22 protein-coding genes are annotated in these 21,730 nt (G+C 63.6%); 15 read left to right on the top strand and 7 right to left on the bottom strand.

Annotated elements, in window-relative coordinates; translation table 11 throughout:
* The first annotated feature begins 34 nt into the window (after window positions 1–34).
* The 4 genes from EN869_RS11915 to EN869_RS11900 all read left to right on the top strand — a co-directional run bounded on the left by EN869_RS11915 (window position 35) and on the right by EN869_RS11900 (window position 3,830).
* Entirely contained in the window at window positions 35–874 is an 840-nt protein-coding gene (locus EN869_RS11915) for an alkaline phosphatase family protein (RefSeq protein ID WP_127226586.1), read from the top strand.
* 280 nt (window positions 875–1,154) lie between these two features.
* Window positions 1,155–1,721, top strand: coding sequence for a sigma-70 family RNA polymerase sigma factor (locus EN869_RS11910; protein WP_127226587.1), 567 nt, complete (start codon window positions 1,155–1,157; stop codon window positions 1,719–1,721).
* On the top strand, window positions 1,718–2,386 hold the full coding sequence (locus EN869_RS11905) for an anti-sigma factor (protein ID WP_127226588.1): 669 nt from the start codon (window positions 1,718–1,720) through the stop codon (window positions 2,384–2,386). Before EN869_RS11910 ends, EN869_RS11905 begins: the two co-directional genes overlap by 4 nt.
* Entirely contained in the window at window positions 2,376–3,830 is a 1,455-nt protein-coding gene (locus EN869_RS11900) for a S8 family serine peptidase (protein ID WP_127226589.1), read from the top strand. The genes EN869_RS11905 and EN869_RS11900 overlap by 11 nt, the downstream gene beginning before the upstream one ends.
* An 88-nt stretch (window positions 3,831–3,918) precedes the next feature.
* Here EN869_RS11900 and EN869_RS11895 read toward each other — a convergent pair whose 3' ends face one another.
* From EN869_RS11895 to EN869_RS11885, 3 genes are all read right to left on the bottom strand, one after another.
* A complete protein-coding gene (locus EN869_RS11895; protein WP_127226590.1) occupies window positions 3,919–5,265 on the bottom strand; it encodes an FAD-binding oxidoreductase in 1,347 nt (448 codons plus the stop codon).
* A 183-nt stretch (window positions 5,266–5,448) separates the two neighbouring features.
* Window positions 5,449–5,736: a hypothetical protein gene (locus EN869_RS11890; protein ID WP_127226591.1), complete on the bottom strand. Its 288-nt coding sequence runs from the start codon at window positions 5,734–5,736 to the stop codon at window positions 5,449–5,451.
* Window positions 5,737–5,976: 240 nt separating this feature from the next.
* Entirely contained in the window at window positions 5,977–6,999 is a 1,023-nt protein-coding gene (locus EN869_RS11885; RefSeq protein WP_127226592.1) for a substrate-binding domain-containing protein, read from the bottom strand.
* A 359-nt stretch (window positions 7,000–7,358) separates the two neighbouring features.
* Between EN869_RS11885 and EN869_RS11880 the strand changes: the two genes are divergently transcribed.
* The 5 genes from EN869_RS11880 to ugpC all read left to right on the top strand — a co-directional run bounded on the left by EN869_RS11880 (window position 7,359) and on the right by ugpC (window position 13,894).
* Complete coding sequence (locus tag EN869_RS11880) at window positions 7,359–8,714, top strand: ABC transporter substrate-binding protein (protein ID WP_127226593.1); 1,356 nt, start codon at window positions 7,359–7,361, stop codon at window positions 8,712–8,714.
* Window positions 8,715–8,907: 193 nt separating this feature from the next.
* A complete protein-coding gene (locus EN869_RS11875) occupies window positions 8,908–9,921 on the top strand; it encodes a sugar ABC transporter permease (RefSeq protein ID WP_127226594.1) in 1,014 nt (337 codons plus the stop codon).
* Between the two features lies 1 nt (window position 9,922).
* A complete protein-coding gene (locus tag EN869_RS11870; RefSeq protein ID WP_127226595.1) occupies window positions 9,923–11,077 on the top strand; it encodes a carbohydrate ABC transporter permease in 1,155 nt (384 codons plus the stop codon).
* Between the two features lie 4 nt (window positions 11,078–11,081).
* On the top strand, window positions 11,082–12,746 hold the full coding sequence (locus EN869_RS11865) for an alpha-glucosidase (protein WP_127226596.1): 1,665 nt from the start codon (window positions 11,082–11,084) through the stop codon (window positions 12,744–12,746).
* 35 nt (window positions 12,747–12,781) lie between these two features.
* A complete protein-coding gene (gene ugpC, locus EN869_RS11860; RefSeq protein ID WP_127226597.1) occupies window positions 12,782–13,894 on the top strand; it encodes a sn-glycerol-3-phosphate ABC transporter ATP-binding protein UgpC in 1,113 nt (370 codons plus the stop codon).
* A gap of 76 nt (window positions 13,895–13,970) precedes the next feature.
* Here ugpC and EN869_RS11855 read toward each other — a convergent pair whose 3' ends face one another.
* Window positions 13,971–14,201, bottom strand: coding sequence for a DUF680 domain-containing protein (locus tag EN869_RS11855; protein WP_127226598.1), 231 nt, complete (start codon window positions 14,199–14,201; stop codon window positions 13,971–13,973).
* 70 nt (window positions 14,202–14,271) lie between these two features.
* Window positions 14,272–14,478: a DUF680 domain-containing protein gene (locus EN869_RS11850; RefSeq protein ID WP_127226599.1), complete on the bottom strand. Its 207-nt coding sequence runs from the start codon at window positions 14,476–14,478 to the stop codon at window positions 14,272–14,274.
* A gap of 594 nt (window positions 14,479–15,072) precedes the next feature.
* Here EN869_RS11850 and EN869_RS11845 point away from each other — a divergent pair.
* From EN869_RS11845 to EN869_RS11820, 6 genes are read left to right on the top strand one after another with little or no spacing between them, the layout of a single operon-like run.
* Window positions 15,073–15,501, top strand: a complete 429-nt coding sequence (locus EN869_RS11845) for a PqqD family peptide modification chaperone (RefSeq protein WP_127226888.1) — start codon at window positions 15,073–15,075, stop codon at window positions 15,499–15,501.
* Between the two features lie 37 nt (window positions 15,502–15,538).
* Window positions 15,539–16,585 carry a serine kinase gene (locus EN869_RS11840; protein WP_127226600.1) on the top strand — a complete coding sequence of 349 codons (1,047 nt, stop codon included), beginning with the start codon at window positions 15,539–15,541 and terminating at the stop codon, window positions 16,583–16,585.
* On the top strand, window positions 16,585–17,337 hold the full coding sequence (locus EN869_RS11835) for a glycosyltransferase family A protein (protein WP_167507013.1): 753 nt from the start codon (window positions 16,585–16,587) through the stop codon (window positions 17,335–17,337). The genes EN869_RS11840 and EN869_RS11835 overlap by 1 nt, the downstream gene beginning before the upstream one ends.
* A gap of 44 nt (window positions 17,338–17,381) precedes the next feature.
* Window positions 17,382–18,134 (top strand): glycosyltransferase family A protein, encoded by a 753-nt coding sequence (locus EN869_RS11830; protein WP_127226601.1) that lies wholly within the window; start codon window positions 17,382–17,384, stop codon window positions 18,132–18,134.
* Window positions 18,134–18,811 (top strand): glycosyltransferase family A protein, encoded by a 678-nt coding sequence (locus EN869_RS11825; RefSeq protein ID WP_127226602.1) that lies wholly within the window; start codon window positions 18,134–18,136, stop codon window positions 18,809–18,811. Before EN869_RS11830 ends, EN869_RS11825 begins: the two co-directional genes overlap by 1 nt.
* Window positions 18,811–20,283: a nucleotidyltransferase family protein gene (locus EN869_RS11820; RefSeq protein ID WP_127226603.1), complete on the top strand. Its 1,473-nt coding sequence runs from the start codon at window positions 18,811–18,813 to the stop codon at window positions 20,281–20,283. Before EN869_RS11825 ends, EN869_RS11820 begins: the two co-directional genes overlap by 1 nt.
* A gap of 25 nt (window positions 20,284–20,308) precedes the next feature.
* Here EN869_RS11820 and EN869_RS11815 read toward each other — a convergent pair whose 3' ends face one another.
* Window positions 20,309–21,055 (bottom strand): FAD-binding oxidoreductase, encoded by a 747-nt coding sequence (locus tag EN869_RS11815; RefSeq protein ID WP_127226604.1) that lies wholly within the window; start codon window positions 21,053–21,055, stop codon window positions 20,309–20,311.
* 25 nt (window positions 21,056–21,080) lie between these two features.
* Window positions 21,081–21,692, bottom strand: coding sequence for a sulfite oxidase-like oxidoreductase (locus EN869_RS11810; RefSeq protein ID WP_127226605.1), 612 nt, complete (start codon window positions 21,690–21,692; stop codon window positions 21,081–21,083).
* Between the last annotated feature and the right edge of the window lie 38 nt (window positions 21,693–21,730).

Raw genomic sequence — 21,730 nt, 5'->3', positions numbered from 1 at the left:
ATCCCCTACCGCATAACCGCATGGAGCCCGCCCCGTGGCGCTCAAATCCAAATTGCTGCTCATCATCCTCGACGGCGTGCCTTACCGGAACTGGCGCCGGCTGATGGGCAATCTCGAGGGCTGGGCGCAGTCGGGCGAGGCGCAGGTGTGGAAGATGCGTTCGGTGCTGCCGTCGACATCGGCCTGCTGCTACGCCTCGATCCACACCGGAGTCGCGCCGCAAGTGCACGGCATCCTTTCCAACGAGAACCGTTTTCGCGTCACCCAGCCGGACATCTTCTCGGAGGTCAGCAGGGCCGGCGGCAAGACAGGCGCGGTCACTCATTCCTACTGGTCGGAATTCTTCCGCAGCTTTCCGTTCGACCTTGTCGAGGATTTGGAGTTCGACGATCCAAACGGGCCGATCACGCATGGCCGCTTCCACAGCATGACCGGTTACAATCTCAAGAACCAGATGACGCCGAGCGATGTCGACCTGTTCGCGACGCTGACCATGCTGGTCAAGCGCCATGGCATCGACTACGGCATCCTGCACACCTGCACGCTGGATTCGATGGGCCATCGCTTCGGCCATGACTGTATCGAGATGGACCATGCCTGCTACGCGATGGACGGCATGTTGGCCGCCTTCCTGCCCGGCTGGCGTCAAGCCGGCTATGAAGTGATCGTCACCGCCGACCACGGTCAGACGGATCGCGGCCATCACGGCGGCCATGACGACGAGATGCAGGATTTCGCGCTCTATTATTTCGGGCCGGCGAAAGGGCCCGAGGCCGACACGCTGCTCGACCAGCTGCAGCTCGCGCCGACGGTGTTGAGCCGGCTTGGGGTTGAGATCCCCGAGACGATGAGGGCGAAAGTGTTTTTGGGGTAGGCGCGGCCTCTCCTTCTCCCCTTGGGGGAGAAGGTGGATCGGCGCGCAGCGCCGAGACGGATCAGGGGTGTTCCAGCGGAGTGAGACGCTGGCTTTCCCTGGAGCACCCCTCATCCGTCGCCTTCGGCGACACCTTCTCCCACAAGGGGAGAAGGGGGCGCCCTGCCTACTGGCAACCTCCCCTCTCTTCGGTTAGCCTCAAAGAAATCCTTGGCGGAGGGTGAACCTTTTTGGACCGATCAGCGACAGAGCTTCGAGGAGCCAGGCGGCTCGACCGGCCATGAATGCGGCGACGGAAACCGATCGCGCGCTTGTAGACCGGGTCGCGAAAGGCGACCGGGCCGCCGTTCGGCTCCTGTTCATGCGTCACCACGCGCGGATCTACCGCTTCGTGGCGCGCCAGACGGGATCGGAAATGATGGCCGACGATATCGCAAACGAGGTTTTTCTCGAGCTGTGGAAACAGGCGCCCAGCTTCGAGGGCCGCTCTGAAGTTTCCACGTGGCTGCTCGGCATCGCCCGCTTCAAGGCGCTGTCCTTGCTGCGCAAGAAGAAGGAAGACTGGATCGACGACGACGATGCGGCGCAGGTTCCAGACAGCGCCGACACACCGGAAGTCGTCACCATGAAGGAAGACAAGGCCGCCGCCTTGCGCCGCTTCGTCGATGCCTTGCCGGAAGAACATCGCACGGTGATCGACCTTGCCTATTACCATGGCCAGTCGGTGACCGAGATCGGCGAAGTGCTCGAGGTTCCGGTCGCGACCGTCAAGACCAGGATGTTCTACGCCCGCAAAAAACTCGGCGAAGCCCTCAAGGCCGCCGGTTACGACAGGGGGTGGCCATGAGCGCCGCTGAAAAGATGTCGCGCCGCGACGAGATGGAAACGCTGCTGCCGTTCTACCTGAACGGCTCGCTGGAAGGCGCCGAGCTGGAGGCCGTCGAGGAATGGCTGGCCACCGACCCTGCGGCTCTAGCAGCACTTGGCGAGGCGGAAGCCGAATTCTCCGGCACCGCCGCCGCCAACGAGGCGATCCGCCCGCCGGCGGATGCGCTGTCGCGCTTCGCCAAGGCGCTCGACGCCCAAGCGGGTCCGGCGCGCGCGCCTGCCGGTCAGTCCTGGCTCGCCAAGGTTTTCGGCCGGGTGACGGCCATGCCGGCCGGTGTCGCCTGGGCGGCTGCGGCAGCGCTGCTTGCGCTCGTTTTGGTGCAGTCCTTCGAACAACCAGGCGGCAAGGGTAACGACTTCGAGGTGGCCGGCACCCAGGACGACCTGGCGAAGCTGCCCTTCGCCCTGGTCAAGTTCAAGGCTGACGCCAAGATGTCGGATATCACCAGCTTCCTCGGCCAGAACGGGCTGAAGATCGCGGGCGGGCCGACCGCCGATGGCGTCTTTCACCTGACGATCCCGGCCAGCACCGCGGCCGACTACGACAAGATAGTCGGCCTCGTTGCCGCCCAGCCTTTCGCGGATGCTGTGATCCAGGGAAGGAAACCGGTCGATGGCGGCTAAGGCGGTCATTCTCAAAACTGCGCTCCTTGCGGCGGCGTTTGTCGCCGCGCCTGCGTTTGCGCAAACCAATGATCCGAACCTGACGCAAAAGCAGGTCGACTGCCTGAATCGCACGACGGCCGCGGGCGCCGGCTGTGACACGGGCGGTGGCGCAAAGAACAACGGTGGCGTGCCGGGTAACGGCACGGCCGCGGGCGGCGCGGTATTCCTGCCGGCGCTGATCGTCGACCTGTTTCCGAACCCGCCGGCAAGCGCCGCTCCGCAAACGCCTGCGCCTTCCGGCGGAACATCGTCATCGAACAGTCCTGCCAACACGCCAGCACCACCGCCGACCCCGAGCGGGCCCGTCACGGTGCCGCAAGGCCTCAACCTGGCCGAGCCGCTACGCGCGATCACCGGCGAATTCGTGCCAGACGAGGTGCTGGTGACCGTCGCCGGCGATGCCGGCGTGGTGCAGCAGATCGCCAATTCCTTCGGCCTGCAGGTTCGCTCGCAGCGCCAGTCGCGGCTGCTCGGCTCGACGCTGGTGCGCTTCGGCATCACCGACGGGCGGCCTGTCGGCGTGGTGCTGGCGCAGCTTGCCGCAGACGGCCGCACGCAGCGGCGCGAGCCCAACCACGTCTACACGCTGCAGCAGGCGGCCGGCATCGTGAACTACGCCTTCGACCGCATCGCGCTCGATTCGAAACAGGCGAGCGGCGAGAATGTGCGCGTCGCCGTCATCGACACCGGCATCGACGACACCAACCCGGCGCTCAAGGGTGTGATCGCCGCGCAATATGACGCCATGCCCAACGTGCCGATCGAGAAGCGCGACCACGGCACCTCGGTCGACGGGCTGATCGCCGGTGTTGGTCCGCTGGAAGGCATGGCGCCGGGCGCGAAAATCTATCACGCGCGCGCCTTCGAAGGCGGCAAGTCGACCATGGACGTCATCCTGTCGGCGCTCGACTGGGCGGCAAGCCAAGACGTGCGCATCATCAATATGAGCTTCGTCGGCCCGAAGAACGACCTGCTCGGCACCGCCTGCCGCAATGCGCGGGCGCAGGGCATGGTGCTGGTGGCGGCCGCCGGCAACAACGGCCCGAAAGCGCCCTATGGCTATCCGGCCGCCTTCGACGGCGTCATTGCCGTCACCGCCACCGACGCCAAGGACGGCTTGATGCCGCAAGCCAATCGCGGCGCCTATGTCTTCATCTCGGCGCCGGGCGTCGAAATGCTGGCGCCAAGCGGCGCCGGCTCCGACGTGGTGACCGGCACGTCCTTCGCGGCGGCCATCGTCAGCGGCGCCATCGCCAATCTGATTCATGCCGCGCCCGACCGCTCGGCCGACGACATCGAGAAGGCGCTGGCGGCAACCGCCAAGGATCTCGGGCCCAAGGGGCGGGACAATGATTTCGGCTATGGGCTGATCGACACGAAGGCGGCCGAGGCGGCGAAGTAGCCGCCGCTCATATCTGTTGTGTAGGCGGCACAGCACCTCCACTCTGGCCTGCCGGCCATCTCCCCGGCGAGGGGGGAGATCAGCAGCTTCAAAGCGCCGGACCCAACCGTACCGGGCTTCCATCATGGAAGCGCGGCAGCCGAAAGCGGCTGAGGTCGTGCCCGGTTTCGTTTCCCTGGATCATGTCGGAAACCACGCGGCCCATGCCAGGCCCGATGCCGAAGCCGTGGCCGCTCATTCCGGTCGCGACGAAAAGACCGCCGACCGCACCCACTCGATCCACCACCGGGACGACGTCGGGCATGGCGTCGATCATGCCACCCCAGCCGGCCTTCAAGCGGGCTTGCTCGAACTGTGGGAAAAGCTGCTTGAAATTGCGCTCGATCGAACGAAGCTTTGCCGGCTCAGGGGCTGGGTTGAGCACCCGCATTCTCTCGAACGGACTTTGGGAATCCGGCGCCCAGTCGCGCGGCGTCGACCAGCCATCGGGGTAGCCCGATGGAGCGAACGGGAAATAGCGCGTTCCGAACGGGTTGTCCCTGAGGGCGGGAAGATATTGGGTGAAGTGCCGGAAAGCGTCAGGCCCCAGGTAAAGCAAGTGGCTGCCGCCCGCGGCGAGCGTGTATCCACCATCCTGCCTGCGCCTAAAAGCGATATGGTTGTCGGCGGCCGCGCCCGCATAGATTTCAGGCAAGGGCTCCGTTGCGGCTGTGGTTACCCGGACGCTGAGCTGGGGGATGGACACGCCGTGCCTCGCCAGGAACAGGGAAGACCAGGCGCCGCCGGCGACCAGCACTGTGGAGGTCTCGATATATCCCGCCTCGGTCCACACGCCCTTGATCCTGCCGGCCGCGATTTCGAGGGTGCGCGCGGCGCAGTTCTCCACGATCCTGGCGCCTTTTCGCACGGCTAGCCTGGCCAGCGCAGGCACCGCCAGCCAAGGCTCCGCGCGCATATCCGAGGGCGTCGTCATCGCGCCCTTGAACTTTCGCGACATGCCGGTGATGAGTTTCGCGGTTTCGTCCGCACCCAGGAGACGCGTGTCGACGTCATGGGCCGCGGCGATCTTCATGAACGCTTCGAAGCCGGCCATGTCCTTGTCGGCGTTCGCCAGGTAGGTCACGCCTGTCTGGGTGAGTCCAATGTCTTCGCCGCATTCCTCGGCCAGTTGCCGCCACAGGCGAATGGCCTCGATGACGATCGGCAGCTCATCCGCGTCCCGTCCCTGCTTTCTGATCCAGCCCCAATTTCGCGAGGACTGCTCGGCCGCGACCCGGCCTTTTTCCAACAGCGTCACCGGAATGTTCCGAGAGGCGAGGAAAAGCGCCGTCGTCACGCCGATGATGCCGCCACCGACAATCACCACCTCCGAAGTCTTCGGCGGCGGCCCTGGATGTTGGATTGGATCCGCTTCGGTGAACGGGAAAGTGGGCAAACGGCTACTCTGGAGGGCTGTTGACGGTTCTGCCTTACCGGTTGTCACCGTCCAGGATCAGGAGCAGGTGCTGGCGGACCGTTGTCCCACGGGAGTTGATGCAGCCCATGAAGGAGGCGGCCGGTGAAGCTGTTGGATCCTGCCCCCTTGGAAGCCCAGCTTCACCAGCGGCCGTAGTTGGCTCTATCCACCCTTCACGATTCTCGGCTTGGTCGGCCGGCGGGATTGCACCGCACCCTCGAGAACCAAGGCCAACCGCTTCTCGTCTTCGATGGCGCGATCGATCGCCTCAATTTGCTCTTGAAGCGCCTTCAGTTGCGCGCCGTAGCTTGAGCCATCGCTGTCTCCGATCTGAAAGCCACTTGCCCGCATCGCGTCGCGAGTGTGGTGCACATTTCGGACGCCTTCGCGTCGAGTCGCGACCAGGATTTCCCTGAACTCTTCAAGACGTTCAACGTGAGTGCGGGTCATTGCGTTCTCCTATTCGTCGTCATCGTTGCCGGCGGCGCTTTGAACGGCCAACTTTTGGCGCAGAAGGGCTAGAGACTACAGGAGATACTCTCGACAAAGCATGAGTGCGGAAGCTCAAATTTGAACGTCTTACAATAAGGTGGGGCCTGGCAGGCAAAAATTGGCTTAGTCTGCGACCGATCCATCGCGCGCTCGTCTTTTCAGCTGAGCGCGCCCACGGTCCGGCTGGTGAATCTGACCTTAGACCGGCGCCCCCGCCACCGATCCCCGCACCACCAGATCGACGGGCCAGACCTCGCCGCGAGCCCCCTCTTCCAGCCCCGATATCCGCGCGGCCAGCCGTTCGGCGACGCGGGCGCCGGCGAGGCGGATCGAGGAGCGCGTGGTCGACAGCGGCACCGGGAAATTCTCTGGCCGCAGCCAGGGAAAAACGTCGTCATGCGCGACCAGCGACAGGTCGCCAGGGATGGTGAGACCAAGGTCGCGCACGGCGCGCACGACGCCGAGCGCCATGATCAGACTGGAGCAGGCGATCGCCGTCGGCGGCTCGCTGTCCTCGAGTAGGCGGCGGGCGGCGCGGTAGCCATTCTCCTCGGTCATGGTGAGCGAGCAGACGTGGCGCTCGCCAAGCATCAGCCCGCTCGCGGCAAGCGCCCGGCGCATGCCACGCTCGCGGTGGATGGCGAAGGTCTCGCGGTCGTTGCCGTTGATCAGCGCGAGGCGCTTGTGGCCGAGCTGGACGAGCAGCCGCCCCGCCTCGTGAAAGGCGCCCTCATTGTCGATGTCGAGATAGGGATAGTCGAAATCGAAGCCTTCGCTGCGGCCGTGGACGATGAAGGGGATGCCCAATTTGTTGACCAGCGCCAGCCGCTTGTCCGCCGGCCTCGGCGCGGAGAGGTAGACGGCATCCACCTGCCGGTTGGCGACGATACGCCGGTAGGTGGTCTCCTCGTCGTCGGCATCGGCCGGCGAGAGCACCAGATCGAGCTCGTGCGAGCGGGCGTAATCGCCGAGGCCGGAGAGGAATTCGACGAAATGCGGATCGATGTCGACGGATGCACCCGTCGGCAACACATAGCCGATCATGCCCGACTTGCCGGTGGCGAGGCGCCGAGCGGATGGGTTCGGCCGGTAGCCGTGGCGCTTGGCGGCGTCCATCACCCGCCGCCGGGTTTCCTCGCTGACTTCGGGGTAGCCGTTCAGCGCCCGGCTGACCGTGGTCTGCGAAAGCGACAGCATATGCGACAGCTGCTTGAGGTTCATCGGAGGCCCTCCAGCCTCAAAGCGCTTTCAATTTTAATCGATCCGATGATGGCCGACGCTATCGCCAGCAAGATGACCTTAGAGGTGCATTAGCCCGCTTTGAAGCAAAAACTGCTATTGCAGCGCCAAAAAAGCATGCTGCACCGCACTTTCTTCGCTGCTTCGTTGTCATTTAAATCGATTAATGGAGCAAGCCCCTTGACTTCATGACGATTCAATGGCGAGATCAAACGAGCCAAAGCGCTTTGGAACGCTCTTCGAAAGGTTGCGGTTGCCTTCTCGCTGAGTCACAGTTCCGTGGGCGTCGGCGGACGAAATGGAGGTTTCGTCCGAACTGTCTCAACACTGGGAGGACTGCGATGAAGAAAATGCTTCTCTTGGGTGCTGCGTTTGCTGCGCTCACCCTTGGCCTGCCGGCACATGCCGAACTGAAATTCAAGCCGGGCGAAGATTCGAAATTTCACTGGGCGAATTACGACGACCTCAAGAAGGTCGATCTCAAGGGCGAGACGCTGACCATCTTCGGGCCGTGGCGCGGCGAGGACGAGACGCTTGTGCGTTCGGTCCTCGACTATTTCCAGGAAGCCACCGGCGCGGAGGTGAAATATTCCTCGTCCGAGAATTATGAGCAGCAGATCGTCATCGACACCCAGGCCGGCAGCCCGCCCAATATCGCTGTCCTGCCGCAGCCTGGCCTGATCCAGGATCTCGCTTCTAAGGGCGTGCTGACCCCACTGGGCGACGACGTCGCCGCCTGGATCAAGGAAAATTATGCCGCCGGCGACTCCTGGGCCAAGCTCGGCACCTATACGGGCAAGGACGGCAAGCCGGGCTTCTATGCCTTTCCCTACAAGATCGACGTGAAGGGTCTGGTCTGGTACTCGCCGGATAATTTCCAGGAGGCCGGTTACAAAGTTCCGAAGACCCAGGAGGAACTGGCCGACCTCGAGAAGAAGATCGTCGCCGACGGCGGCAAGCCATGGTGCATCGGACTGGGTTCGGGCGGCGCCACCGGCTGGCCGGCGACCGACTGGGTCGAGGACATCATGCTGCGCACGCAGCCGCCGGAGGTCTACGACAAATGGACGAAGAACGAGATCCCGTTCACCGACCCGGCCGTGGTCAACGCCCTCGACATCTTCGGTAAGATCGCGACCGACGACAAGATGGTCGATGGCGGCGCCAAGGCCGTCGCAGCGACCGACTTCCGCGACAGCCCGAAAGGTCTCTTTACCGTTCCGCCCAAGTGCTACATGCACCATCAGGCGTCGTTCATTCCTTCCTTCTTCCCGGAGAACGTGAAGCTCGGCCAGGATGCGGACTTCTTCCCCTATCCGCCCTATGCCTCCAAGCCGGAACTGGGCACGCCGCTGGAAGTGGCCGGAACGCTGGTGATGATCACCAAGGACTCCAAGGCCTCGCGCGAGTTCATCAAGTTCCTGCAGATGCCGCTCGCGCATGAATTGTGGATGGCGCAGAAGAGCTTCGTCACCCCGTTCAAGTCGGCCAACAAGGACGCCTATGGCAGCGACGCGCTGAAGAAGCAGGGCGAGATCCTCGTCGGAGCCACCACGGTGCGGTTCGACGGCTCCGACCTGATGCCCGGCAAGGTCGGCGCGGGCTCCTTCTGGACCGGCATGATCGACCTGGTCGGCGGCAAGTCCGCCCAGGACGTCGCCGCCGACATCCAGAAGAGCTGGGATGCCATCAAGTAGGCAGCCGGCGCGCAGGCCGCCGCGCGCGGCCTGAAATCTTCCTCATCCTCCACCTGGATCCGGGCTACGGCCCGGATCCGACCGGCGGCGCACGCCGGAAGCCTTCGCGTCTCGATTGTTCCGAATAACTCATAAAGTCGGTGCATGCGGCCGCCAGCATTGCCTGGCCGGTCATGCGCAGGGAGAGGGACCCATGGCGGCTCAGATTTTCTCGGCCATTTTCGTCATCATCATCGGCGTCGGCGGCTGTGTCGCCTATTTCTGGGGCGCCAACAAACTGCTCGATCTCGTCTTCCCGTCGCGCGGCGTCTCCGGCAGCGCCGCCGTCGACAATTTGCGCCGTCAGGGCCTGGTGCGGCCCTGGCTGTTCGTCGGCCCGGCGATGATCATCCTGACCATCTACCTGATCTATCCGGTGGTCGAGACGCTGCGGCTCTCCTTCCTCGACCGCGGCGGCGAAAACTTCGTCGGCCTCGCCAATTACCAATGGGCCTTCGGCGACCATGATTTCCGCAACTCGATCTTCAACAACATCCTGTGGCTGGCGGTGGTGCCGGCGGCCTGCACCTTCCTCGGCCTGATCATCGCCGTGCTCACCGACAAGATCTGGTGGGGCACGATCGCCAAGAGCCTGATATTTTTGCCGCTGGCGATCTCCTTCGTCGGCGCCAGCGTGATCTGGAAATTCATCTACGAGTATCGCGGCGAGGGCCAGGTGCAGATCGGCCTGCTCAATGCCATCATCCAATATTTCGGCGGCCAACCGCAGGTGTGGATCTCGCTGCCGCTCTGGAACAATTTCTTTCTGATGATCATCCTGATCTGGATCCAGACCGGCTTTGCCATGGTGATCCTGTCGTCGGCGCTGCGCGGCATCCCGGAAGAGACCCTGGAAGCGGCGGTTATCGACGGCGCCAACCCGTTCCAGATCTTCTGGAAGATCATGGTGCCGCAAATCTGGGGCACCATCGCGGTCGTCTGGACCACCATCACCATCCTGGTGCTGAAAGTGTTCGACATCGTGCTGACCATGACCAACGGCCAATGGAACACCCAGGTGCTGGCCAATCTGATGTTCGACTGGATGTTCCGCGGCGGCGGCGATTTCGGCCGCGGCGCCACGATCGCCATCATCATCATGATCGCGGTCATCCCGATCATGATCTGGAACATCCGCCAGGCCAACAAAGAGACGGGAGGGCATTGAGATGGCCGCGTCCACCGGAAAGTCCTTCGTCAGCCGCTTCGGCGTTCATATCGCCGTGCTGGTCTTCGTCGTCATCTGGACCATCCCGACACTCGGCATCCTCGTCTCGTCGCTTCGCGACAAGGACCAGATCATCGCCTCGGGCTGGTGGAATTCCTTCGCAAGCTCGAGCCAGACCGAGGCCGCGCGTCTGCCGGCTGCCTCCGCCCAGACCCAGAAGGATGGCAAATACGTCATCGAGGGCAACATCTTCGGCGACGGCGCCAAGCGCGCGATCAGCGCCTTCGGAACCAAGGCGGCGGCGCCGACGCAGTACAAGGCAGGCACAGCGGCCGATCTCGGCGACGGGGTGTCGCTGCAGGTCAATAGCGACGGCAGCTTCGTGTTGTCTTCGCCAAAGGCCTTCGAAGGCGATCGTGGCCAGCGCGTCTATTATGCGTCCTCGGCGCCGCCGAAATTCACCACCGAGAATTACGATGCGGTGCTGTTTGCCGAGGGTATCGGCCGCTCGTTCATGAACTCGCTGACGGTGACCATCCCCTCGACGGTGATCCCGATCCTGATCGCAGCCTTCGCGGCCTATGCGCTTGCGTGGATGCGGTTTCCGGGCCGTGCGCTTCTGATCGCCGTCATCATCGGCCTCCTTGTCGTACCGTTGCAGATGTCGCTCATCCCGCTGCTGAAGCTCTATAACGGCGTCGGCACTTTCTTTGGCGTGCCGTCGAAGACCTATCTCGGCATCTGGCTGGCGCATACCGGCTTCGGCCTGCCCTTCGCCATCTACCTGCTCAGGAGCTACATTGCCGGCCTGCCGCGCGAGATCATGGAATCGGCGCGCATCGACGGCGCCAGCGATTTCGAGATCTTCGTCAAGATCGTGCTGCCGCTGTCCTTCCCGGTGCTGGCGTCCTTCGCCATCTTCCAATTCCTGTGGGTATGGAACGATCTTCTGGTGGCGATGGTTTTCCTCGGCACGGCGCCCGATCAGATCGTGCTGACGGCCAAGCTCAACGCGCTGCTCGGCTCGAGAGGTGGCAATTGGGAGATCCTCACGACATCGGCCTTTATCACCATCATCGTGCCGCTGACCGTGTTCTTCTCGCTGCAGCGCTATTTTGTCCGCGGGCTGCTTGCCGGCTCGGTGAAAGGAGGTTGAGACAATGCAATCGGCTTTGAAGGCGACTTCGAGACCAGACCCTGCCATCGACCGCGACTGGTGGCGGGGCGCGGTGATCTACCAGATCTATCCGCGCTCCTACCAGGACTCGAACGACGACGGCATCGGCGACTTGAAAGGCATTGTGCGGCGCCTGCCCTACATCGCCTCGCTCGGCGTCGACGCCATATGGATCTCGCCCTTCTTCAAATCGCCGATGAAGGACTTTGGCTACGACGTGTCGGATTATTGCGATGTCGATCCGATGTTCGGCACGCTGGCCGATTTCGACGCGCTGGTGACGGAGGCGCACCGGCTGGGGCTCAAGGTAATGATCGACGAGGTGCTGTCGCACACCGCCGACATCCACCCGTGGTTCAAGGAAAGCCGTTCCAGCCGCAGCAATCCCAAGGCCGACTGGTATGTGTGGGCGGACGCCAAGCCCGATGGCACGCCGCCCAACAACTGGCTATCGATCTTCGGCGGTTCGGCCTGGCAGTGGGACACCAGCCGCCAGCAATATTACATGCATAATTTCCTGGCCGAGCAGCCGGACCTCAACTTCCACAACCGGGAAGTCCAAGACGCGCTGCTCGACATCACCCGCTTCTGGCTGGAGCGCGGCGTCGACGGCTTTCGGCTCGATACGATCAATTTCTATTTCCATAGCCAGGGGCTGGAGGACAACCCGCCGCTGCCACTCGAAGAGCGCAACGACCAGACCGCGCCCGCGGTCAATCCCTACAACTATCAGGACCATATCTACGACAAGAGCCGCCCGGAGAATCTCGGCTTCCTCGAGCGTTTTCGCGCGCTGCTCGACGAATATCCGGCGCAGGCGGCGGTCGGCGAAGTCGGCGATTCCCAGCGCGGCCTTGAAGTGGTCGCCGCCTACACCGCCGACGGCAAGCGCGTCCATATGTGCTATTCCTTCGACTTCCTGGCGCCAGAAAAAATCAGCGCGGCGAAAGTGCGCGCCGTGCTGGAGGCTTTCGGCACCGTCGCCAGCGACGGCTGGTCGTGCTGGGCCTTCTCCAATCATGACGTGATGCGCGTGGCATCGCGCTGGGCCGCCAACGAGGCGGATCCGACCGCCTATCTCAAGGTGATCTCGGCGTTGTTGATGTCGCTGCGCGGTTCGGTCTGCATCTATCAGGGCGAGGAGCTCGGACTGGGCGAGGCGGAGCTGAAATTCGAGGACCTGCAGGATCCCTACGGCATCCGCTTCTGGCCGGAATTCAAGGGCCGCGACGGCTGCCGCACGCCGATGGTGTGGGAAGCGGCTGCCAAGAATGGCGGCTTCTCGGCCGCGAAACCCTGGCTGCCGGTGCCGGGCAAGCACCTATCGCTGGCCGTCAACGTGCAGCAGGGCGACGCAAGCTCATTGCTCGAGCACTACCGCCGCTTCCTCGCTTTCCGTCGCCAGCACCCGGCGCTGGCCAAGGGCGATATCGACTTCATCGCAAGCGATGGCGACACCGTCGCCTTCACGCGCCGCGAGGGCAATGAGCGGATCGTCTGCGCCTTCAACCTCGGCAGCAAACCCGCCGAGATCAATCTCGGCCAGGGCGCGCTGCAAGCCTTGCCGGGGCATGGTTTTTCGGGACAGACTGGCAGCGGGCCGGTCCGCCTCGGCGGTTACGGCGCCTGGTTCGGGCGCATCGACTGAACTTCTGAGACAGCAATCAACGGGAGGAGACAAACATGGCCGATGTCACGCTGAACCAGGTGAAGAAGTCATACGGCAACCTCAACATTCTCCATGGCATCGACCTCGACATCAAATCGGGCGAGTTCATCGTCTTCGTCGGACCGTCGGGCTGCGGCAAGTCTACCTTGCTGCGGTCGATCGCAGGGCTCGAGGAGATCACCGGGGGCGAATTGAAGATCGATGGCGAGGTGGTGAACGACGTGCCGCCATCGAAGCGCGGCATCGCCATGGTGTTCCAGTCTTATGCGCTTTATCCGCACATGACGGTCTACGACAACATGGCCTTCTCGATGAAGATCGGCAAGGAAAGCAAGGCAGAGATCGACAAGCGGGTGCGGCAGGCGGCGGAAATCCTGCAGCTGACCAAATATCTCGACCGCCTGCCCAAGGCGATGTCCGGCGGCCAGCGCCAGCGCGTCGCCATCGGCCGCGCCATCGTGCGCAACCCGAAAGTGTTCCTGTTCGACGAGCCGCTGTCGAACCTTGACGCAGCGCTTCGCGTCGCCACCCGCATCGAGATCGCCAAGCTGAAAGAATCGATGCCGAACACGACGATGATCTACGTCACCCACGACCAGGTCGAGGCGATGACGCTGGCGGACCGCATCGTGGTGCTGAAGGAAGGCCGCATCGAGCAGGTCGGCACGCCGATGGAGCTGTACAAGCGCCCAGGCAATTTGTTCGTTGCCCAGTTCATCGGCTCGCCGGCGATGAATATCCTCCCCGCCAAGATCGAGAAGGCCGGCAACCCGACCGTGGTCAGCCATGTCGGCGGCCGCAAGGCGACGGTGCCGATCGCCACGCCAGCCTCGGCCAATGGCGCGGCAGTGAGCTTCGGCGTGCGGCCGGAGGACCTCTTGATCGCTACCGGTTCCGATTACCTCTTCGAGGGCAAGGTCGACTATATCGAGCAGCTCGGCGAGGTTCAGCTCCTCTATATCGATATCGGCCGCGCAGACCTGCCGCTGGTCGCCAAGCTGCCGGGCAATGTCGAGGTCAAGCGCGGCGAAACGCTGCGGCTCAACGCCGCCGGCGGCGACCTGCACATATTCGACGCGGACGGCCACTCCTTCACGCTGCATCGCGAAGAAGCGAAGGCAGCCTGAGCGGACAAAGCCGTCACGGCAAACAAAAAGCGGCGGGCCTCGGCCCGCCGCTCCTGTTTTAAATCACGGTCGGCTGTTAACGATTGCCGAAGTGGTCGCGGTCGCTGCCCTGCGGCGCCGACTTCTGCGCGTCGCCCGAGTTCAGTAGCTTGTAGACCGGAGAGTCTGTGCCGATCGACGAAGTGCGCGTGGTGTCGACGGCAGGGGCCGGCTGGTTGACGCCGCTGTTGTTGTAGTTGTCGCTGCCGGCAAAAGCAGCCGTGGAAACAGCGATCAGGGCCGCGGAGGCAAGGATGATCTTCTTCATTTTAGGTACTCCTGAATCTTTTGTCGGACCGAGGCGGCGGGCTCTCCCGCCGCCGGTCCGAAATCGGCAGTTAGTTGTTGCCGAAGAGGCTGTGATCGGCGCCCGTCTTGACGGGGTTCTGCGCGGCCGGCTCCGTCTTGCGGACCGAGGCCGTGTAGGACGAGTCAACCGTGGCGGCCTGCGGATTTGCAGCCTGCGCGTTGTAATTGTCGCTGCCTGCGAAGGCACTGCCGGAAATGGCCAGAAGGGCGGCGGCAGTGAGAACAATCTTTTTCATTTTTGTCACTCCAGTATCTTTATTCGGTCCGTCTAGCGGCGTGTCTTGGGAATGAAATCGCGTCGTTCGGACAGCGCGGATGTGAGTGAGCCAATCGCCGGATTCCAATCACGAAGTTTTTCCGTCTGGACTATGAATCCAGGTCTTGAAATTTTCATAAGCATGCCTACGATCATTTTTTTCTATAATTATTTCAATTAGTTATATGAAATGCCAGCTTAGCTCACCAAGTGTATCAGGCCGCCAATGTTCACAGCGTCCTGCACGCATCGTCAACAGAAACGAACCGTTCGGTTCGACTTTAGAATCTCCTAATAGTCACTTTTCGATACTATTAACCGTCCTACCCCCTGCCCGGATGGTCGATCCGGGATCCGGCTCAGACGCGTTTTGGCCCAGGAAGGTGGCGCGATCCCCCTATTATCGGTGCTTGAATCGAGGCCTGACCGACGAACCGATCCTCCAAATGGTCGGCGGGAGGCGGATCCGCCTTTGCCTTGCCAAGCAGGAGCCGAGTGTTTACAGGCGTTGTCGAGGGGTCAGGCAATGATGCGACCGGCGGCGGCCGGCTTAAATTGCAGCGGGGTCAAGAACATGCCTCTTTCCGACGTCTACGCCGTTGCGAGCAAGGACATCGTTTTTGAATCCTTCGACGGCGAAGCCGTCGTGCTCGACCTTTCCAACGGCAAGTATTTCGGCTTTTCCGATTCCGGCAGCAAGGTCTGGCAGGCACTGTCCTCGGGGGTCGGCACCGAAGCGCTGATCCAATCGGCCGCGGGTGCCGCCGCGATCGACGCCGCCGCCCTCGAGGCATTCATCGCGCAGCTGGTCGAGTTGGGCCTGTTGGCGCCTTCCAGCGCAACGCCGCTTCCGTCGTCCGACGACTTGCCGGCGGCGCTGGCGGCGGCAAGCGAACCGCTCAACGTCAGCGTCCATGACGACCTTGCCGACCTCATCATCGTCGACCCGATCCATGAGGTCGAGGAACCGCTTGGTTGGCCCGCCGTCAAGCAGGTTTCCTGATCGGCTGGCGACAGGCCGAGCCAGGCTGGAACAGGCCATGCCACGTGTGACGCTCGAGACTTTGCCGGACTATGCCCGCTTTCTCATTACCGCCGCCGAAGGCGCGGCCGGGCAATTTCCGGTCCAACGAACCGTCCGCCTGCCCGGGCTGGAATTGGTGGCGCATCTCGATCGCGGCGCGCTCGCGGATGCCCTTGGCCAAGCTTTCATTGAAGCCAAGGGCGATCCGCGGGATTCCCGTCAATGCCGCATCTTCATCGGCCATCCGGGCATCGACGGCATGCCGGAACCGGCAAGCTGGGGCGATGCGCATTTCACCGAGCACGGCTTTGCCCAAAAGCTCGCCGAGGCAGGGCTGCGTGGCCATCATTTCCACGACCTGGATTTCTGGCAGATTTACGATCCTGAGCGGCGTGTCGGCGTCCAGCTGATGCGGTCGGCCGACGCCTTTCCGCCCTGGGAGCCCGGCGCGCCGCTACGTGCCTTCCTGCACTGGGAATATGCCGCGCGGGGCATGCGACTCACCCATGCCGGCACGCTGGGTCTCGATGGCAAGGGCGTGCTGCTGGCCGGCGCCGGGGGCGCGGGCAAATCGGGCACCGTCGTTGCCGGCCTGCTGAACGGGCTGGACAGCGTCGGCGACGATTATGTGCTGATCGACCTCGACGACGGTGTAAGGGCGCGACCGCTTTTTTCGACGCTGAAGCAGGATCCCAAGGGATTCGCGCGGCTTGGCCTGGAAGGGCGGCTGGGGCCTGCACGGCCGCTCAACTGGCAAGGCAAGCGCGTCTTTCACATTAACGAGATCGCGCCCAGGCCGGTACGTGCAAGTCTGGACATTTTCGCGTTGATGGTGCCACATGTCGGCGACAGCAAGACGAGTTCGATCGTGCCGATATCTCGCAAGGACGCCATGATCGCGCTGGCGCCGTCCGGCATCGCGCAGATGCCCGGCGAGCGGGAAAGCGGCTTTCGGTTCTTCAGCGATCTCACGCGCTTCCTGCCCTGCTACAGGCTTTCCCTCGGGACGGGTCCCAACGAGATCGCCGGCGCTGTTAGGGATTTTCTCGCACGGGGCGCCTGATGAAACTGAGCGTGATCATGCCCGTCTTCAACCGCGAACGCTACGTCGTGGCGGCATTGCGCTCGTTGGTCAGGCAGAGTGACGCTGCCGACCTCGACATCATTGTCGTCGATGACGGCTCGGGCGACGGCTCCGCTGAAGCGGTGCGTTCGATGATGCGCGAGCACCCTTGCATCCGCCTGTTTCAGCAGCGCCATCTGGGCGTCGCCAAGGCGCGTAACGCCGGGCTGCGGCAATTGCCCGCGGATGCCGGCTTCGTGTCCTTCCTCGATTCCGACGACATTTCACTTGCCGGGCGCTTCAAGGCCGATCTTGCCCGCTTCGAAGCCGAGCCTGGCCTCGAGCTCGCCTATTCGCTGATGACCATGGTGGATCGGATCGATGACGCGCGGTTGGAGCCGACACCCGACAGCCGTGTCATGACGTTTCGAGGAATCTCGTTGACGACCGCCTTGTTCAGCCGTGCGCTGGTCGAACGCATCGGTGATTTCGACGAGGAGTTCGAACAGGCCGAGGACACGGATTATTTGCTGCGTGTGTTCGAAAGCGGTCCGACCTATCAGCTGCTGGACAGCGTCGCCATCTACTACCGTCGCCACACGGACAACGTAACCAAGGAACACGCCAGCAGGCTCCGCAATCATTTGAGGGCCATTCACAAATCGATGCGGCGTCGCCGGGCGGATCCGTCGCTGCGCGGCGTGCAGGGTATTTTCGAGCTGAAGAGCCCGCCCGAGTGGCAAATGATGTGAATGCCGGGCACAATGGGGTCTGCTTGGGTGATTTGGGGTCACGGATGCGGCTGAGCGTCATCATGCCCGTGCACAATCGCGAGTCCTATGTCGGCGCAGCGCTGCGCTCGCTGCTTCGGCAACGAAATGCGGCCGAGCTCGACATCATCGTGATCGATGACGGCTCCAGGGACGGCTCGGCCGAAGCCGTGCGCGCGATGATGGACGAAGCGCCCTGCATCCGGCTATTCCAGCAGGAAAACATGGGCGTGACGCGGGCGCGCAACAGCGGGCTCAGGCAGCTCAGGCCGGAGACCGAACTGGTGTCCTTTCTCGATTCGGACGACATCTCGCCGGCCGGGCGCTTCGAGGCGGATCTGAACCTTTTCCGGAAGGACCCCTCCCTCGAGCTCACCTATTCCAGGATGATGCTAGTCGACAGGATCGACGAGGAGACGCTGGAGCCGACCTCCGACAGCAACAGCATCACCGTTCGCGGCATTCATCTCTCGGCCGCGATCTTCTCGCGCGGTCTGGTCGACCAGATCGGCGGTTTCGACGAGGATTTCATCCAGGCCGAGGATACGGACTTCCTGCTGCGCAGTTTCGAGATCGGCCCGCGCTATGTGCTGCCGGACACGCTGGCGCTTTATTACCGGCGACATGCCGGCAACATGACAAGGCAGCAGGACGTCCAGTCTCGCGAATTCATGCGCGCCGTCTATAAATCCATGAAGCGCCGCAGGGCCGACCCGTCGCTGAAGCCGATCGAAGGCATCTTCGAACTGAAAAAACTCGCGGACTGGCAGTTCAACTGATGGGCACATATGGCGTCGTCATTCCGGCCTGCAACGCCAGCGCAACGATCGCGGAGACGCTGCGCTCGGTGGCGGCGCAGACGCTGCGGCCCGAACTGGTCGTGGTGGTCGATGACGGCTCGACCGATGATCTCGCCGCAGCGATCAGCGGCATCGACTTGCCGCTCAAGCTCTTGCGCCAGGACAATGCCGGGCCGGGCAGCGCGACCACGCGCGGCATCGCCCAGCTGTCGACGCCCTTCATTGCCACGCTCGATGCCGACGACCTCTGGCTGCCGGGGAAGATCGCGGCGCAGCTTGCCCATCTCGAACGGCTTCCCGGCACCTCCGGGGTCTTCACCCATATACGCAGTTTCCGCGACGGAGAGCCCGACGCAATGGCCCCGACCGCAACGCCCGGCTGGTCACGCTCGACGATGCTGATTCGCCGGGAGGTGGCCCAGAGCATCGGCCCGATGATCGATCCGCCAGGTGGTCGCGGCGAGATGATCGACTGGATCGCCCGGGCTCGCGAGGCCGGCTTTGTCCTCGACATGATCGACGAGGTCCTGACGCTGCGGCGCATCAGGCCAGGAAGCCTGTCCTATGGGCGCGACGCGACACGCGACCGCGGTTACCTGGAAGTGGCGCGCCTGGCCATGCTGCGACGGGCGCAGAGCAAGGCCAGCTCCAGCTGATGGCGAAGATCCGTCGCATCGGCAGGCGTTTTCCCGACTATGGCTGGTCCTGGCCGACCGGATCGCTGGACCGGCTGCTCAAGGCCGCGCTTCTGCCCGACGAGGAGGCGGCACGCCTTTGCGCCGCCGGCTGGCTGGACGAAAACGACATCGATCATGTCTCCTTCCGGGAACACCGGCTGCTCGCGGCGATTTCCGACAGGTTCGGACGCAAGCTTGCCGGCCAGGCCGCCTATCCGCGCCTGGTCGGCCTGCAGAAGATGCTGTGGACCAAGTCGCGCATGGCGATGCGCGAGGCAGAGCCCGCCTTGAAGGCGATGGTCGATGCCGGCTGCAAGGTGATGCTGATCAAGGGCGCCAGCCGCAACGCGCTCGATGCCGCCGCGCAGCGCGGACGCGTGGCGCACGACATCGATATCCTGGTGCGGCCCGACGACATGCAGCCGGCTTTCGATGTGCTGCGCGACCGCGACTGGCAGATAGCCACCGGCGTTTCCCCGCAATATCTGCGGACACGGTTGGCGTCGCTGCGCTCGATGAATTTCTTCAAGGGCAATTACGGCGACATCGATCTGCATCAGCTCGCCTATGACGGCTCGCAGCAGAGCGCCGAGGACGACCTCGCGATCTGGCACCGCGCGATCGCCGCCGAATTCAGCGACGTCAAAGTGGTCGTGCCTTCGCCAGCCGACCGCATTGCGCTCGCCATCGCGCATGGCGGCCTCGACGCGCATACGCACAGCGACTGGCTGGTCGACTGCACCGTGGCCATCCAAGGCGGCAATGTCGACTGGGACATATTCCTCGACGTCGTCGCCAGGCGCGGCCTCGCCGTCGCCGCGGCGGTGGCGCTCTCTTATCTGGCGCTGGAGATCGGCATCGCGGTGCCGGAAGCGGTCCTCGCCCAGGTTGTCGATATGGCCGACCGGCGCGGCGCGGCGCGCCTGTCATCCGTGCTGCAGGCCAAGCCGCGTACCGATTTCGGCGCGCTGACCTGGCTGTCGCGCGGCCTTGCCAAGCAACTTCGCCTGCAGCGCAAGAAAGGCCGGCTGAAGCAGTCCGAGCCGGACATAGTGTGGCGCGGCAAGCCGCTGGCGGCAAAGGCGGCTGGCGGGCCTGCCGCCTTCGTGCTCTCGCAGAGCCTGGACGAGCTGCCAGGCGATGCCGGCGAGATGATGCTCGATCTCATCGTGCGCATCGCTGTTCCCCCGGTCCGGCGCCGCATCGAGATGGAGCTCAACGCGGGCGACCGGCATGTCGCCCGGCTACGCTCGATGGCGCTTAGCCGTTCCGGCGGAGAACGGCTGCTGCGCTTTCGCGGCAAGGTGAAGTTGAACCAGGCGGGACAGGCCCTGGTGCTGGAGGCGCGGCCGTCACGGCAGTTCCGCGTCTGGGACAATGAGCAGGCCGTCGCCACTTACGGCGCGCTGCCGTTCCAGATCGTTTCGGCCAAATTTTCCAGAACCGGCTGAGACAGGAGCTGAAAGAGGATTCGTCTCAAACCCCATAACGTTCGGTGCGGATAATCCCTGCCGGGACATCGGCGTCTATCAGCGCCTGGGCAGCCGCCGAGACGAACGCATTCGAGCCGCAGACATAGGCGAGCCTCGGCGCCTTGGGCAGGCGCTCAATGGCCTGCGCCATCATGCGGGCGTCGACGCGCCGGGAATAGTCGGAAGGTCGCCTGGCCTGTTCGCGGGTCAGCGTCAGTACTAGGCTGAACCCGTCAAGCCGGTCGTCGAGGCCGATCAGCTCGTCGCGGAAGATCACCTCGTCCCAGACCCGCGCCGAAAAGACCAGCGCAACGGGCACCGCCGCATTGCGTAGCGTGCGATGGCGCGCCATCGCCATCAGCGGCACGACGCCGGAGCCGCCGCCAATCAGAAGGATCGGCCCGCCGTCGCTCTCCTCCCAGATGAAATGGCCGCCCAGCGGTCCGCGCAGTTCGATCTCGTCGCCGACCGCGGCCACATCGTGGAAGAAAGGCGAGACCTCGCCGTCGTCCAGCCGCTCGATCGCCAGCTCGACGGCTGCGCCTGCTTCCGGCGCCGAGGCGATGGAATAGGAGCGGCGCGCCTGATAGCCGTCCGGCGCCGTCAGCCTGACATCCACATGCTGTCCCGCCAGATGGGTGAAGGGCCGCGACGGCTGGAACCAGAAGCTGGTGACGCGCGGCGTGCGTTTTTCGATGCGGGTGATCGTGGCGGCCTGCCACGGCGATTGCGGCGACGGCTCGGCACTCATCGATTGCTGCTCACCGATCGTCCCCTCACGGGTCGCTGGAATAGCGCTGCTCGCGCCAGGGGTCGCCATACATATGATAGCCGCGCAGCTCCCAGAAGCCCGGCTCGTCGCGCTCGGTGAACTGCAGCCCGTTCACCCATTTGGCCGATTTCCAGAAATAGAGATGCGGCACCAGGAGCCGCGCCGGCCCGCCATGGTCCGGCGTGATCGGCTTGCCCTCATAGAGCAGCGCCACCATAGCCTTGCCTGTGACGAGGTCCTTGGTCGGCACATTGGTGGAATAGCCGTCAAAGGACAGCGCCAGCGTGTAGGCGGTCGGCGGCTCGATGCCGGCGTCGGCGAGGATGTCGTCGATCATGATGCCCTGCCAGGGCGTGTTGAACTTGGTCCAGGCGGTCACGCAATGGATGTCTCGCGTCATCTTGCTTTGCGGCAAGGCGTTGAACTCGGCCCAGTTCCATTTCTTGATCGGCTTTGGCCCCTGCTTGAGGGTGAAGGACCAGTCCTCGGTACGCACGCGCGGCGTCGGCCCTGCCGAAAGCACGGGAAAACCCTGCTCCAGATACTGGCCGGGCGGAATGCGCGCGTCAGTGTCGGATGGAGGACGCCGTCCGGAAAAGAAGCCACGGGTCACCATCGAGACGCTCCTGTGCAACCGGACTGCAGTGTTCTCGA

This window comes from Mesorhizobium sp. M2D.F.Ca.ET.226.01.1.1 (assembly GCF_004022705.2).
In the GTDB taxonomy this organism is placed as follows: Bacteria; Pseudomonadota; Alphaproteobacteria; order Rhizobiales; family Rhizobiaceae; genus Mesorhizobium.
Note: the sequence above shows the minus strand (reverse complement) of the source record. Positions and strands in the feature narration are given on the sequence as shown.